This is a genomic window from Pseudomonas wadenswilerensis (genome assembly GCF_900497695.1).
In the GTDB taxonomy this organism is placed as follows: domain Bacteria; phylum Pseudomonadota; class Gammaproteobacteria; order Pseudomonadales; family Pseudomonadaceae; genus Aquipseudomonas; species Aquipseudomonas wadenswilerensis.
Genome location: NZ_UIDD01000010.1, coordinates 615,251 through 629,310 on the forward strand (window position 1 = coordinate 615,251; position 14,060 = coordinate 629,310).

Here is a 14,060-nt window from a genome sequence, read left to right on the forward strand (position 1 = left end):
TCGCCCCCGTACAATGCGGGGTCATTTAAAGTCTTAAGCAACCGACAACGGCCTACCATGCGCACCAGTCAATATTTGCTCGCTACCCAGAAAGAAACCCCTTCCGACGCGGTCGTCATCAGCCACCAGCTGATGCTGCGTGCCGGCATGATCCGCAAGCTCGCATCCGGCCTGTATACCTGGCTGCCGATGGGCCTGCGGGTAATGCGCAAGGTCGAAGCCGTGGTCCGCGAGGAAATGAACGCCGCTGGCGCCCTTGAAGTGCTGATGCCGGCCATCCAGCCTGCCGAGCTGTGGCAGGAGTCCGGCCGCTGGGAACAGTACGGCCCCGAGCTGCTGCGCCTCAAGGACCGTCACGGTCGCGAGTTCTGCGTGGGCCCGACCCACGAAGAGGTCATCACCGACCTGGCCCGTAACGAGCTCAACAGCTATAAACAGCTGCCGCTGAACATGTACCAGATCCAGACCAAGTTCCGTGACGAGATCCGTCCGCGCTTCGGCCTGATGCGTGGTCGCGAGTTCATCATGAAGGACGCCTACTCCTTCCATGCCGATCCGGCTTCCCTGCAGGAAACCTACGATCGCATGCACCTGGCCTACAGCAACATCTTTACCCGCCTGGGCCTGGACTTCCGCCCGGTGCAGGCCGACACCGGCTCGATCGGTGGCAGCTACTCCCACGAATTCCACGTGCTGGCCGAGTCCGGTGAAGACGATGTGATCTTCAGCGACAGCTCTGACTACGCCGCCAACATCGAGAAGGCCGAGGCCATCCCGCGGGAAACCGCGCGCCTGGCGCCGACCGAAGAGCTGCGCCTGGTCGACACCCCGGACGCCAAGACCATCACCCAACTGGTCGAGAACTATGGCCTGGCGATCGAAAAGACCGTCAAGACCCTGATCGTCCACGCCGCCGAAGAGGGCAAGCTGATTGCCCTGATCGTCCGTGGCGACCACGAACTGAACGAAATCAAGGCCGCCAACCTGCCAGAGGTTGCCAGCCCGCTGGTCATGGCCACCGATGAAGAACTGCGCAACGCCATTGGCGCCGGCGCCGGCTCCCTTGGCCCGCTGAACCTGCCGCTGCCGTGCATCATCGACCGTTCGGTCGCCCTGATGAGCGATTTCGGCATCGGCGCCAACATCGACGACAAGCACTACTTCGGCGTCAACTGGGAGCGCGACCTGCCGGTTCCGCAAGTGGCCGACCTGCGTAACGTCGTTGCAGGCGACCCGAGCCCGGATGGCCAGGGCACCCTGGTGATCAAGCGCGGCATTGAAGTCGGGCACATCTTCCAGCTCGGCACCAAGTACAGCGAAGCCCTCAAGTGCCAGGTCCTGGGCGAGAACGGCAAGCCGGTGACCCTGAGCATGGGTTGCTACGGTATTGGCGTATCGCGCGTAGTTGCCGCGGCCATCGAGCAGAACTACGACGACAACGGCATTATCTGGAGCGATACCCTGGCACCGTTCCAGATCGCCCTGGTACCGCTGCGCTACGAAACCGAGCAGGTTCGCGAAGCCACCGACAAGCTGTATGCCGAACTGACCGCCGCCGGTTTCGAAGTGCTGCTGGATGACCGCGACAAGAAAACCAGCCCGGGGATCAAGTTCGCCGACATGGAACTGATCGGCATTCCACACCGCATCGTGGTCAGCGATCGCGGCCTGGCCGACGGCAACCTGGAATACAAGCACCGCACCGAGCGTGACGCACAGCCGCTGCCAGTGGCCGAGGTGCTGTCGTTCCTGCAAGCCCGCATTCGTCGCTAAGCCAACGCAAGAGTAATCATGTTCAAGCGAAGTACCATCAACCTGGGGGGCGCCGCACTGTGCGGCGCCCTGTTCCTCAGCGGTTGCGCCAACCAGATGTCACAGCGCAGCGAACATGAGGAACGCATCGAGCGCAAGCTGCTCGAACACAGCCTGCAGATCGATGCCGGGGACCCCAAGGTACTCGAGCTGCCGCAACGGCGTGTGCGCATCCACGAACAGAAGAACTTCGAAGTCACCGAGTTTGAAGTCACCCGTCGTTATGATCGCTACACGCCTTACCAGCCCTGGCGCGAAGTCTATGAGATTCCGCTGGGCGCGGTGGCGGTGGTGGCCGGTGTCGGCGCCAACGTGGTCAACGTCTTTGCCCTGGGCAACTTGCCCGACAGCGTTACCCACGACTGGTTGAGCTATGGCTTCGACGGCCTCAACCCGTTCATGAACGCCCAGTCCAACGGCCGTGCCCAGCAGAACCTGGCGGGCATCACCGAAGTGCAAAAGGACAAGCGCCAGGAATACACCAGTGTGCCCTGGAGCGAGCGGCCGGTATCGGTCAAGGCCGGCAAGATGGACCATGAGCTGACCACCGACCGAAATGGCGTGCTGCACCTGAACCTGCTCGACAGCCCGTTCAGCGAGCAGAACCTGACCCACATCGGCACCCTGCATCTGCAGGTAGTCGATGAAGACAACAACGTGCGTGGCGATGCCAGCCTGCTGATCAGCGCCAGCCTGCGCGGCAAACTGGTGGAAGCCCACGAACTGATTTTTGACGACCTGGAAGACGATGAAGTCAGCCAGTGGGTGCATCGGGTCAAGCGCCTGTCGGAGCTGGGCCTGGAAGAAGAAGCCAGTGAACTGGAGCAGAGCCTGATCGAGCTGACCCGCAACGATCCGGAGCTGCAACAGGAGTTCCTCAAGTCACTGACCAAGGACGCTGGCCGCCTGGTTGCCGACCCCGGCGCGCACTGACCTTCGCTACACCCGGATAGCGCCAGCCTGCTGGCGCTGCCCTCCTCACTCCTGAGTGAACAGCTCCAGCTGCTCATGGGCACCGCGCAAATCCTGCAAGCGCACGCCGATCCCCAACAGTCTCACCGGCTTGCCACCACGGGCAAAGGCCTGGCTGAGCAATTGCTGATAGCCACCAAGGTCACGCCCCGCCCCCGACTGCTCAAGGGTGGTCTGGCTGAAATCATGGAACTTCACTTTGACGAACGGCTTGCCCGGGCGATAACTGTCATCGATACGTGCCATGCGCCCGGCCAGGGTTTCCATCAGCTCTGGGAGTTTTTCCAGGCAACTGGCTAGGTCCGGTAGATCGGTGTCGTAGGTATTTTCCACGCTGACCGACTGACGACGGCTGTCATTCTGTACCGGACGGTCATCGATGCCCCGCGCCAGCCCCCACAGCCGCTCGCCAAAGCTACCGAACTCACGGGCCAGGGCCAGGCGGCTCCAGTCGCGCAGTTCCAGGCAATTGATAATGCCCAGGCGCCCCATCTTGTCGGCGGTGACCTTGCCTACCCCGTGCAGCTTGCTGACCGGCAAAGCGGCAACGAAGTCTTCGACTTCATTCGGGGTAACCACAAACAGGCCATTGGGCTTGCGCCAGTCACTGGCGATCTTGGCCAGGAACTTGTTCGGCGCGACACCGGCCGACACGGTGATATGCAGCTGTTGGGCAACCCGCCGGCGAATATCCGCAGCAATCCGCGTGGCGCTGCCGGCGAACCAGGAACTGTCCGACACATCCAGGTAAGCCTCATCCAGCGACAGTGGCTCGATCAGATCGGTGTACTCGCGAAAGATCCCGTGAATTTCCCGCGAGGCTTCTTTATAGGCATCCATGCGCGGTTTGACGATCAACAGGTCCGGGCACAGCTTGAGGGCATGACGCGAGGACATCGCCGAGCGCACCCCGAACGCCCGCGCCTCATAGTTGCAGGTAGCGATCACCCCACGCCGCTCCGCCGAGCCGCCCACCGCCAGTGGCCGTCCGACCAGGCGCGGATCGTCGCGCATTTCGATGGCGGCGTAGAAACAATCGCAGTCGATATGGATGATCTTGCGTTGAGACATAGGGAGCGTAAGAACAGGTTTAAAGTGATGTAAGCAGTATCTCACCCGATAGCGCCCCACGCATCACAACTAATTCATTCACCCCCGGATCCCCTGCGAGGCCCGCCCTTGCTGCCCTGCAGCCCTTTTCAGGTGCGCTAAGCGATTGAAGGAGAAAGGATTTCTGTAAACAGGCTATTGACAGCTCCGGGCAAAACTGTAGAATCTCATTCCACAGGCGCGGGATGGAGCAGCCTGGTAGCTCGTCGGGCTCATAACCCGAAGGTCGTCGGTTCAAATCCGGCTCCCGCAACCAGATTCAGGAAAGGCCACTCTCACGAGTGGCCTTTTTCTTTGCCCGGAATAAAGTGCCAGGTAATTTTTTATTGTAAATCAACAATTAAGCGTTGACAGCCAAGCTCAACGCTGTAGAATCCGCCCCACAGACGCGGGATGGAGCAGTCTGGTAGCTCGTCGGGCTCATAACCCGAAGGTCGTCGGTTCAAATCCGGCTCCCGCAACCAAACAACAGAAAAGGCCACTTTGAAAAAAGTGGCCTTTTTTGCATCTGCTCGTTCGACCATTCGCCCTCCTCGCCTGCCCCCTTCCCACCCGGGGCAATATGAAACTTCTTTAACTATCCTCAAGGCACTCAGCGGCCCGATCATATCGGACATTACGCTTCCAAAGGGATTGGTACTTTGACCGGATACAACCTTCCTGCCGCGCGCAAGCCACGAGGTGGTTGATGCGCGCCCAGACGCCCGAAACACAAGCTCCTGTTACTGCCGCACTGCCCAATGCCGAGCATCGCCTGCGCTGGCTCGAACGGCTGAGCAAATACCGCCAGCCGATCGGCCTGGGCGTGACCTTGCTGCTGTTTGCCGTGGCGTTGATCGCCTGCCGCCATCTGCTCAGCGAGCTGGACATCTATGCCCTGCATGACTCACTGCTCAGCGTGCCCCCGACTTCGCTGATGGGTGCGGTCATGGCCACGGTCGTCGGCTTCGTCATCCTGCTTGGTTACGAGTGGTCAGCCAGCCGTTACGCCGGCGTCCAGTTACCGCCGCGTACTCTGGTGATGGGCGGCTTCAGCGCCTTTGCCATCGGCAACGCTATCGGCCTGTCGCTACTGTCTGGTGGTTCCGTGCGCTATCGCCTATACGCCCGTCACGGCATAGGCGCCGCCGAAGTCGCCCGGATGACCCTGTTCGCCAGCCTTTCCCTCGGTTGTGCCCTGCCGCCTCTCGCGGCCCTGGCGACCTTGAGCAATCTGCCGGCTGCCGCTGCAGCCTTGCACCTCTCGCCTGCGCTGCTGGCTACGATTGCCCTGGCCGTGCTTGGCTTGAGTGCGGCGCTGGTCTACGGACTTTATCGCCGACGGCTGCCCGAACAACCACTGGCGGACAATCTGCTGGTGCAGGCAGGCCGACGCACCCTGCGCTTGCCGGGCACGCGCCTGACCCTGCTACAACTGTTCATTACCGCCCTGGACGTTGCCGCTGCCGCCACCGTGCTTTACCTGCTGCTGCCGCAAGCACCGCCGTTTGGTGCCTTCCTGCTGGTCTACCTGCTGGCGCTGGCAGCCGGGGTACTCAGCCATGTGCCCGGCGGTGTCGGGGTGTTCGAAGCGATCCTGCTGGCGGCCTTTGCCGACAAGCTCGGCGCTGCGCCACTGGCCGCCGCACTGCTACTCTATCGCTTGATCTATGTGGTGTTGCCGCTGCTGCTGGCCTGCATTCTGCTGCTCGCCAGCGAAGCCCGGCGCCTGTTGTTTGCCCAACAGGCGATCAGGGCTGCTTCCGGGCTGGCGGCACCGGTGCTGGCGGTACTGGTATTTTTGTCCGGCGTGGTGCTGCTGTTTTCTGGCGCCACCCCGGAAATCGACGGACGCCTGGAACACCTGGGCTTTCTCGTACCGCACCGACTGATCGACGCCTCGCACTTCGGCGCCAGCCTGATTGGCGTGCTGTGCCTGCTGCTGGCCCAGGGCCTGCGGCGGCGCCTGTCGGCCGCCTGGATCCTGACCACCATCCTGCTACTGGTCGGCGCCCTGCTCTCGCTGCTCAAAGGCTTTGACTGGGAAGAGGCCAGCATCCTGACCTTGACCGCGTGCCTGCTGGCCGTCTTCCGGCGCTCTTTCTACCGACCCAGCCGCTTGCTCGAGCTACCGTTCTCGCCGGTCTACCTGGCGGCCAGCGCCTGCGTCCTGGGTGCGTCGGTGTGGCTGCTGCTGTTCGCGTACCAGGACGTGCCCTACAGCCATCAGCTGTGGTGGCAGTTCACCCTCGACGCCGATGCCCCGCGCGGTTTGCGCTCGGCCCTGGGCAGCGCGGTATTGCTGGTGATCGTCGCCCTGACCTGGTTGCTGCGCACCGCACGTCCGGTGATCCACTTACCGTCGGCCGAAGAACTGCAACGGGCCAGCACTATCCTGCAGGCCTCCGACCAACCCGACGGCGGCCTGGCACTGACCGGCGACAAGGCGCTGCTGTTCCACCCCAACGACGATGCCTTCCTTATGTACGCCCGGCGCGGGCGCAGCCTGGTGGCGCTATACGACCCCATCGGGCCGGCCCACGAGCGTGCAGAAATGATCTGGCAGTTCCGCGACCTGTGCGACGTACATCACGCCCGCCCGGTGTTCTACCAGGTCCGGGCCGAGAACCTGCCCTTCTATATGGACATCGGCCTGACCGCGATCAAACTGGGCGAAGAAGCCCGGGTCGATCTCAAGCGCTTTGACCTCGAAGCCAAGGGCAAGGAAATGAAAGACCTGCGCTACACCTGGAACCGCGGTGGCCGCGACGGGCTCAGCCTTGAGGTGCACGAGCCAGGCCAGGCGCCGATGGATGAGCTCAAACTCATTTCCGATGCCTGGCTCAGCGGCAAGAACGTGCGCGAGAAAGGCTTCTCCCTCGGTCGCTTCAGCCCAGAGTACCTGCAGCACTTCCGGATTGCCCTGATCCGCTTCGAGGGCCGCCCGGTGGCCTTTGCCAACCTGCTGGAGACCCGCAGCCTGGAACTGGCCAGCCTCGACCTGATGCGCGCCCACCCCGAAGCGCCGAAGTTGACCATGGAATTCATGATGATCGGCCTGATCCAACACTATAAGCAGCACGGCTATGGGCGCTTCAGCCTCGGCATGGTGCCGCTTTCCGGCCTGCAACCACGTCGCGGCGCGCCACTGACCCAGCGCCTGGGCTCGATGGTGTTCCAGCGCGGCGAGCAGCTTTACAACTTCCAGGGCCTGCGTCGCTTCAAGGACAAGTTCCAGCCGGACTGGGAACCCCGCTACATGGCCGTGCCGGCCGGACTCGATCCACTGGTGGCACTGGCTGACACTGCCGCCCTGATCGCAGGCGGCCTGACTGGATTGGTGAAACGCTGATGATTCGACGCTACTGGCTGTATGTACTGATCCCCTTGCTGCTGGCCCTGCTGGCCACAGCCCTTGGCTTCTGGCTATGGACCCGCCCGGCACCCGAGGCGACCCTGGAGCACCTGAGCCTGACTGATGGCAGCAGCCTGATCCGGGTCAACCCAGGTACCCGTGCCAAGGCGCGAGTCGCCATCGCCGTGCCCCAGGACCAGGCCCTGAGCGAGAAACAACTGCTTGACCTGAGCCAGAGCGGCGAAGCGCAGCTGGTCCAGCTGATCCTCCCACCCGCCGATTGCAGCAAGCAGCAACAGGCCATGCAGCAGGCCCTGCAACAACTCAAGGGCGCTCCGACGCTGGTTGCCGGTATCGGCCCAGGCGCGGCCCAGGCCTGGAGCTGGCTGGCCAGCCAAAGCGATGACAAGGCCCAGGCAATCTCGGTGGACTTCAATCTGGAGCAACCCGGCTGCGCCACGCCACTGCCCAAGTCTGCCGCCCACGGCCGCTGGAGCGTGGCCTGGAACGACAACCCGGATGACGCCAGCGCGGCCTTCGTGCGTGATCAGCCGAATGCCGAGACCAGCATCAGCGACTACGACATCCACCTGCCGCAGGTGCTCAAGGCCCAGTTGACCCAGGCGCTGGTCGGCGACGATGGCAACGCCATGAGCATCCCGGTGGTCGAGGTGCCGGCCGGGCAAACCACCGATACCGTGACCCTGTTCCTCTCCGGCGATGGCGGCTGGCGTGACCTGGACCGCGACGTGGCCGGTGAGATGGCCAAGCTCGGCTACCCGGTGGTCGGCATCGACACCCTGCGTTACTACTGGCAGCACAAGAGCCCGGAACAGAGCGCTATCGACCTTTCGGAACTGATGCAGCACTACCGGCAGAAATGGGGGACCAAACGCTTCGTGCTGACCGGCTACTCGTTCGGCGCCGACGTGTTGCCGGCGATCTACAACCGCTTGCCGGCCGAAGACCAGAAGCGCATCGATGCAGTGATCCTGCTGGCCTTTGCCCGCAGTGGCAGCTTCGAGATCGAGGTCGAGGGCTGGCTGGGCAATGCCGGTAAAGAAGCGCCGACCGGCCCGGAAATGGCCAGGCTGCCAGCCGCCAAGGTGGTCTGTGTGTATGGCGAGGAAGAGGCGGACGAGAGCGGCTGTACCGACCACACTGCCGTCGGCGAGCGCCTGAAGCTGCCCGGCGGGCATCACTTCGACGAGAACTACCCGGCGCTGGCCAAGCGCTTGATTGGCGACATCGAGAACCGCCAGGGCAAGACCCGCGTCGCCGAGCAGGATTGAAGCGCGCCCCGGCGCGCAGCTGCAAGCTGTCAGCCTCAAGCTGCAAGCTGCAAGCTGCAAGCTAGAGCCAATCGCGCACGGCTCTTGCTTGCAGCTTGAGGCTTGTAGCTTGCAGCTACCTATATCTCTACCTGTGTACCCAGCTCGATCACCCGGTTCAACGGCAAATTGAAGAACCTCAGATTGCCGTTGGCATTCTTCAGCAAAAAGGCAAACAACAGCCCCCGCCAACGCGCCATGCCCACCAGCCGCGACGCAATCACCGTCTCGCGGCTGAGGAAGTAGGTGGTACGCATCGGGCTGAAATCCAACCCCTCAAGATGGCAGAGCTTCAACGCCGCTGGCACATCCGGCTCGTCCATGAAGCCAAAGTGCAACAGCACCCGGTAGAAACCCTCGCCATATGCCTCGACTTCAAAGCGTTCCTGCGCCGGTACCCGCGGCGTATCCTCACTGACCACGGTCAGCAGCACCACCTGCGAATGCAGCACCTGGTTGTGCAGCATGTTGTGCAGCAAGGCATGTGGCACCGCATCCGGGCGCGCAGTGAGGAACACCGCAGTTCCCTCGACCCGATGCGGCGGCTGCACGCGAATGCTGCCGATGAACAGCGGCAACGGCAGGCTGCCTTCGTCCAGGCGCTCGACCAGGATCTGCTTGCCGCGCTTCCAGGTGGTCATCAGGACGAACAGGACAATCCCCGCCAGCACCGGAAAGGCCCCGCCCTGCACCACTTTCGGCACGTTGGCGGCGAAGAACAGGCCATCGACAAAGAGAAAGCCCAACAGGATCGGTACCGCCAGCAGCGGCGGCCACTTCCACAGCAGCAACATCACCGTGGACACCAGCAAGGTGGTCATCAACATGGTCCCGGTCACCGCCACGCCGTAGGCCGAGGCCAGCGCCCCGGAGGATTCGAACCCAAGCACCAGAAGAATCACCCCGATCATCAGCGACCAGTTCACTGCCCCGATGTAGATTTGCCCCTGCTCGTCACTGGAGGTGTGCTGGATCTGCATGCGCGGCACATAGCCAAGCTGGATCGCCTGGCGGGTCAGGGAGAAGGCCCCGGAAATCACCGCCTGGGAGGCGATCACCGTGGCCAGGGTGGACAAACCGACCAACGGTATCAGCGCCCAGTTCGGCGCCAGCAAGTAGAACGGGTTGCGCGCCGCCTCCGGGTTCTGCAGCAGCAAGGCACCCTGGCCGAAGTAGTTGAGCACCAGCGCCGGCAGCACCAGGGCGAACCAGGCGCGGGCAATGGGTTTACGGCCGAAGTGGCCCATGTCGGCGTACAGTGCTTCGGCGCCAGTCAGTGCCAGCACCACGGCGCCGAGAATCGCCACGCCCATGCCTGGGTGGACGATAAAGAAGCGCACCGCCCAGACCGGGTTGAAAGCCTTGAGCACCTCAGGGCTCTGGATGATGCCATGCACACCCAAGGCGCCGAGCACCACGAACCAGGTGACCATCACCGGCCCGAAGAGGATGCCGATGCGCGCCGTACCGTGCTTCTGGATCAGGAACAACGCCACCAGCACGATCAACGCCACCGGAATGACCCAGTGATCGATGCCGTCGAAGGCCAGTTCCAGGCCCTCCACCGCCGACAGTACCGAAATCGCCGGAGTGATCATGCTGTCGCCGTAGAACAGCGCCGCGCCGATCAGCCCACAGCCGACCATCAGCACCTTGAGTTTCGGGTAGGGCGCCGAGGCCCGCCGGGCCAGGGCGGTAAGGGCCATGATGCCACCTTCACCCTGGTTGTCGGCGCGCAGGATGAACAGCACGTACTTGACCGACACCACCCAGATCAGCGACCAGAGGATCAACGCCAGGATGCCCAGCACGCCGTCATGGTTGACCGGCACGCCATAACCGCCGGAAAAAACTTCCTTGAGGGTATACAGGGGGCTGGTGCCGATATCGCCGTACACCACCCCTACGGCTGCCACCAACAGGCTCAGCGGCTTTGCCGACGAATGCCCGCTATCGGTCTGACTGCTTGCCTGAACCATCCACCACTCCCGCAACCAAGACCCTTGAGGCCGGTAAGATTCGCGCCAGACGCTATGATTTCTGCTATCGCGCCGCCGGCACTGTCAGGGCCCGATGCAAACGCAGGCATATCGCCGCGAAGCATAGCTGAGCGTTCGTCGTATTTCTGCTGGTCAAGTGACTTTGCGCTCGCTAGAATTGCGCACTTTTTGATCAGAGGCGCCCAAAGCGCCCATCAGGTTTGCCCGCCTGTCCGGCCAGGCAAGCCCTTCAACACCGAGGTTAGTCATGTCCACCACCCCTACGCCCACCACGCCCAAGGTCGGCTTCGTTTCCCTGGGTTGCCCCAAGGCCCTGGTCGATTCCGAGCGCATCCTGACCCAGCTGCGCATGGAAGGCTATGAAGTCGTGCCCACCTACCAGGACGCCGACGTGGTGGTGGTCAACACCTGCGGCTTCATCGACAGCGCCAAGGCCGAATCCCTGGAAGTGATTGGCGAAGCCATCAAGGAAAACGGCAAGGTCATCGTCACCGGCTGCATGGGCGTCGAGGAAGGCAGCATCCGCGACGTGCACCCGAGCGTATTGTCGGTGACCGGTCCGCAGCAGTACGAGCAGGTGGTCAATGCCGTGCATGAAGTCGTGCCGCCGCGCCAGGACCACAACCCGCTGATCGACCTGGTGCCACCACAGGGCGTCAAGCTGACCCCGCGCCACTACGCTTACCTGAAGATTTCCGAAGGCTGCAACCACAGCTGCAGCTTCTGCATCATCCCCTCGATGCGCGGCAAGCTGGTCAGCCGCCCGGTCGGCGAAGTGCTGAGCGAGGCCGAGCGCCTGGTCAAGGCCGGGGTCAAGGAAATCCTGGTGATCTCCCAGGACACCAGCGCCTACGGCGTCGACGTCAAGTACAAGACCGACTTCTGGAACGGCCGTCCGGTCAAGACGCGCATGCTCGAGCTGTGCGAAGCGCTGAGCAGCCTGGGCGCCTGGGTGCGCCTGCACTATGTGTACCCGTACCCGAACGTCGACGACGTGATCCCGCTGATGGCTGCCGGCAAGATCCTGCCGTACCTGGACATCCCGTTCCAGCACGCAAGCCCCAAAGTGCTCAAGTCGATGAAGCGTCCGGCCTTCGAAGACCGCACTCTGGCGCGCATCAAGAACTGGCGCGAGCAGTGCCCTGAGCTGGTCATCCGTTCGACTTTCATCGTCGGCTTCCCGGGTGAAACCGAAGAAGACTTCCAGTATCTGCTCGACTGGCTGACCGAAGCCCAACTTGATCGCGTCGGCTGCTTCCAGTACTCGCCAGTTGAAGGCGCCCCGGCCAACGACCTGGGCCTGGATGAAGTCCCGGACGACATCAAGCAGGAGCGCTGGGACCGCTTCATGGCCCACCAGCAGGCCATCAGCACCGCGCGACTGCAACTGCGCATCGGCAAGGAAATCGACGTGCTGATCGATGAAGTTGAAGAAGAAGGCTCGGTTGGCCGCAGCTTCTTCGATGCCCCGGAAATCGACGGCAACGTGTTCATCGACGGCAACCACGGCTTCAAGCCGGGCGACACGGTACGCTGCCGAGTGACCGACGCCGACGAGTACGACATGTGGGCCGAACCGATCTGATTCGGCGCCGATAAAAAAAGCCCTGCCAGCAATGGCGGGGCTTTTTTTTGCAACTATGGTTTCTTCAGTTGCCCCGAGGAGACCACCGCAATGCGCAGGCATATGACCGTGCAGACCCCTGGCCTGCGTGACTACCCGGAGCTGGCGCGGGTGTGGGAAGCGTCCGTGCGTGCCACCCATGACTTTCTCCCCGACAGTTACATCTGCCTGCTGCGCGAGCTGCTGCTCAGCCAGTACCTGGACGCGGTGATGCTGATCTGCTGTAAAGATACCAGGCAGCGTGTCCATGGCTTTGCCGGGGTCGCCGGCGGGCGCGTGGAGATGCTCTTCATCGACCCCGAGATGCGCGGCCAGGGCCTGGGCTCGCGACTGCTGCGGGTGGCCATCGATGAACTGCACGCCGAGCAACTGGACGTCAACGAGCAGAACGCCCAGGCCCTGGGCTTCTACCTGCGCCAGGGCTTCGAGGTGGTGGGCCGCTCAGAAACGGACGGCATGGGCCAGCCCTATCCCCTACTTCACATGAGGCTGATTCGTACGCAGTCTGCCCGCACCGGCTGAAGGTCTGTGTAATCCCTCTCTGAAAAATGACGAAACTGCAGATTAATGGCCGGATCAACGAATGTTCCCGGCCCTAACCCCGCCGGGGCAGTTACAATGGGCACCTTTCCCTGTGTCTACGGCTGTCGTCATGTCTGAACCCATTCGCCTTTCCAAACGCCTTATCGAACTGGTCGGTTGCTCCCGGCGGGAGGCCGAGCTGTACATCGAGGGCGGCTGGGTCACGGTGAACGGCACCGTGATCGACGAGCCGCAGTTCAAGGTCACCGAGCACAAGGTCGAATTGCGCCAGGGCGCCAAGGCCGAAGCCCTGGAGCCGGTCACCCTGCTGCTCAACCAGCCCGCCGAGCTCGACCTCGACAGCGCCTGTGCCAGTATCAGCGCCGATAGCCTCTCGCAAGAGCACAGCTACAGCCGTCGCCCGCTCAAGGGTCACTTCGCCCGCCTGAGCTGCGCCGCCCCCTTGCAGCAAGGTGCCAGCGGCCTGCAGGTGTTCACCCAGGACTGGCGCGTGACCCGCAAGCTTGATGCCGACCTGGCCAAGCTCGAACAGGAATACATCGTCGAAGTCAGCGGCGAAATGATTGCCCACGGCCTGGAGCGCCTGAACCGTGGCTTCAACTGGAAAGGCAACGAACTGCCGAAGATCAAGGCCAGCTGGCAGAACGAAACGCGCCTGCGCATGGTCCTGAAAAACCCGCCAGCCGGGCTCATCAACCTGCTCTGCAGCAGTGTTGGGGTCACGCCGGTGAGCATGCGCCGGATTCGCCTGGGCGGGGTCGCCATGAGCAAGCTGCCACTGGGCCAGTGGCGCTACCTGGCAACCAGCGAAAGATTCTAAGCAACACGGCGCCGTCACCCAGACGGCGCCCCTGAACAGGATTGTCCCCATGATTCACAACGATGTACTGCGCAGCCTGCGCTACCTGCTGGACGTCAACGACGCCAAGCTCACCGATATCATCAAGCTGACCGGCTTCGAGGTGTCCCTCGCCGACATCGCCTCCTACCTCAAGAAGGAAGACGAAGAAGGCTTCGTGCGCTGCCCGGACGAAGTCATCGCTTACTTTCTCGACGGCCTGGTGATCTTCAAGCGCGGCAAGGACGACAGCCGCCCGCCACTGCCCATCGAACTGCCGGTGACTAACAACATCGTCATGAAGAAGCTGCGCGTGGCTTTCGAGCTGAAGGAAGACGACCTGCATGCGATCCTCAAGGCCGCCGACTTCCCTGTATCGAAACCGGAGCTCAGCGCCCTGTTCCGCAAAGTCGGCCATAACAACTACCGCCCATGCGGCGACCAGTTGCTGCGCAACTTCCTCAAGGGCCTGACCCTGCGGGTTCGTGGCTGATTC

At 62.7% G+C, this 14,060-nt stretch carries 10 protein-coding genes and 2 tRNA genes; 10 read left to right on the forward strand and 2 right to left on the reverse strand.

All coding sequences use genetic code 11. The annotated features are described in order from the left end of the window. Positions 1-57: 57 nt before the first annotated feature. Positions 58-1,773 (forward strand): proline--tRNA ligase, encoded by a 1,716-nt coding sequence (locus CCOS864_RS21795; protein WP_115088316.1) that lies wholly within the window; start codon positions 58-60, stop codon positions 1,771-1,773. Positions 1,774-1,791: 18 nt separating this feature from the next. Then, complete coding sequence (locus CCOS864_RS21800) at positions 1,792-2,745, forward strand: hypothetical protein (protein WP_115088317.1); 954 nt, start codon at positions 1,792-1,794, stop codon at positions 2,743-2,745. A 45-nt stretch (positions 2,746-2,790) separates the two neighbouring features. On the opposite strand, the gene dinB is transcribed toward CCOS864_RS21800, so the two are convergent. Then, positions 2,791-3,855: a DNA polymerase IV gene (dinB, locus tag CCOS864_RS21805; RefSeq protein WP_115088318.1), complete on the reverse strand. Its 1,065-nt coding sequence runs from the start codon at positions 3,853-3,855 to the stop codon at positions 2,791-2,793. A 218-nt stretch (positions 3,856-4,073) separates the two neighbouring features. On the opposite strand from dinB, the gene CCOS864_RS21810 reads away from it, so the two are divergent. From CCOS864_RS21810 to CCOS864_RS21825, 4 genes are all read left to right on the forward strand, one after another. Next, positions 4,074-4,150 (forward strand) — tRNA-Met (locus CCOS864_RS21810). A 131-nt stretch (positions 4,151-4,281) separates the two neighbouring features. After that, positions 4,282-4,358: transfer RNA gene (locus tag CCOS864_RS21815), tRNA-Met, on the forward strand. Positions 4,359-4,582: 224 nt separating this feature from the next. Next, positions 4,583-7,225 (forward strand): bifunctional lysylphosphatidylglycerol flippase/synthetase MprF, encoded by a 2,643-nt coding sequence (mprF, locus tag CCOS864_RS21820; protein ID WP_115088319.1) that lies wholly within the window; start codon positions 4,583-4,585, stop codon positions 7,223-7,225. Beyond that, complete coding sequence (locus tag CCOS864_RS21825) at positions 7,225-8,520, forward strand: virulence factor family protein (RefSeq protein WP_115088320.1); 1,296 nt, start codon at positions 7,225-7,227, stop codon at positions 8,518-8,520. Before mprF ends, CCOS864_RS21825 begins: the two co-directional genes overlap by 1 nt. A gap of 119 nt (positions 8,521-8,639) precedes the next feature. Here CCOS864_RS21825 and CCOS864_RS21830 read toward each other — a convergent pair whose 3' ends face one another. Then, the gene (locus tag CCOS864_RS21830; RefSeq protein WP_115088321.1) at positions 8,640-10,538 is read right to left on the reverse strand and encodes a potassium transporter Kup; all 1,899 of its coding nucleotides are present in this window, start codon (positions 10,536-10,538) and stop codon (positions 8,640-8,642) included. Between the two features lie 268 nt (positions 10,539-10,806). Here CCOS864_RS21830 and rimO point away from each other — a divergent pair, with 268 nt between their 5' ends. The 4 genes from rimO to CCOS864_RS21855 all read left to right on the forward strand — a co-directional run bounded on the left by rimO (position 10,807) and on the right by CCOS864_RS21855 (position 14,057). Beyond that, the gene (gene rimO / locus CCOS864_RS21840) at positions 10,807-12,144 is read left to right on the forward strand and encodes a 30S ribosomal protein S12 methylthiotransferase RimO (RefSeq protein ID WP_115088323.1); all 1,338 of its coding nucleotides are present in this window, start codon (positions 10,807-10,809) and stop codon (positions 12,142-12,144) included. A 90-nt stretch (positions 12,145-12,234) separates the two neighbouring features. Then, positions 12,235-12,705: a GNAT family N-acetyltransferase gene (locus CCOS864_RS21845; RefSeq protein WP_115088324.1), complete on the forward strand. Its 471-nt coding sequence runs from the start codon at positions 12,235-12,237 to the stop codon at positions 12,703-12,705. A gap of 130 nt (positions 12,706-12,835) precedes the next feature. Next, entirely contained in the window at positions 12,836-13,546 is a 711-nt protein-coding gene (locus CCOS864_RS21850; RefSeq protein WP_115088325.1) for an rRNA pseudouridine synthase, read from the forward strand. Between the two features lie 49 nt (positions 13,547-13,595). Next, a complete protein-coding gene (locus tag CCOS864_RS21855; RefSeq protein WP_115088326.1) occupies positions 13,596-14,057 on the forward strand; it encodes a YehS family protein in 462 nt (153 codons plus the stop codon). Positions 14,058-14,060 lie beyond the last annotated feature (3 nt).

What these genes read in the sequence shown, in the direction of transcription:
- mprF (WP_115088319.1), top strand. Translation starts at nt 4,583, where the DNA reads ATGCGCGCCCAGACGCCCGAAACACAAGCTCCTGTTACTGCCGCACTG.
- CCOS864_RS21800 (WP_115088317.1), top strand. Translation starts at nt 1,792, where the DNA reads ATGTTCAAGCGAAGTACCATCAACCTGGGGGGCGCCGCACTGTGCGGC.
- CCOS864_RS21830 (WP_115088321.1), bottom strand. Translation starts at nt 10,538, where the DNA reads ATGGTTCAGGCAAGCAGTCAGACCGATAGCGGGCATTCGTCGGCAAAG.
- rimO (WP_115088323.1), top strand. Translation starts at nt 10,807, where the DNA reads ATGTCCACCACCCCTACGCCCACCACGCCCAAGGTCGGCTTCGTTTCC.
- dinB (WP_115088318.1), bottom strand. Translation starts at nt 3,855, where the DNA reads ATGTCTCAACGCAAGATCATCCATATCGACTGCGATTGTTTCTACGCC.
- CCOS864_RS21850 (WP_115088325.1), top strand. Translation starts at nt 12,836, where the DNA reads ATGTCTGAACCCATTCGCCTTTCCAAACGCCTTATCGAACTGGTCGGT.
- CCOS864_RS21845 (WP_115088324.1), top strand. Translation starts at nt 12,235, where the DNA reads ATGCGCAGGCATATGACCGTGCAGACCCCTGGCCTGCGTGACTACCCG.
- CCOS864_RS21825 (WP_115088320.1), top strand. Translation starts at nt 7,225, where the DNA reads ATGATTCGACGCTACTGGCTGTATGTACTGATCCCCTTGCTGCTGGCC.
- CCOS864_RS21795 (WP_115088316.1), top strand. Translation starts at nt 58, where the DNA reads ATGCGCACCAGTCAATATTTGCTCGCTACCCAGAAAGAAACCCCTTCC.
- CCOS864_RS21855 (WP_115088326.1), top strand. Translation starts at nt 13,596, where the DNA reads ATGATTCACAACGATGTACTGCGCAGCCTGCGCTACCTGCTGGACGTC.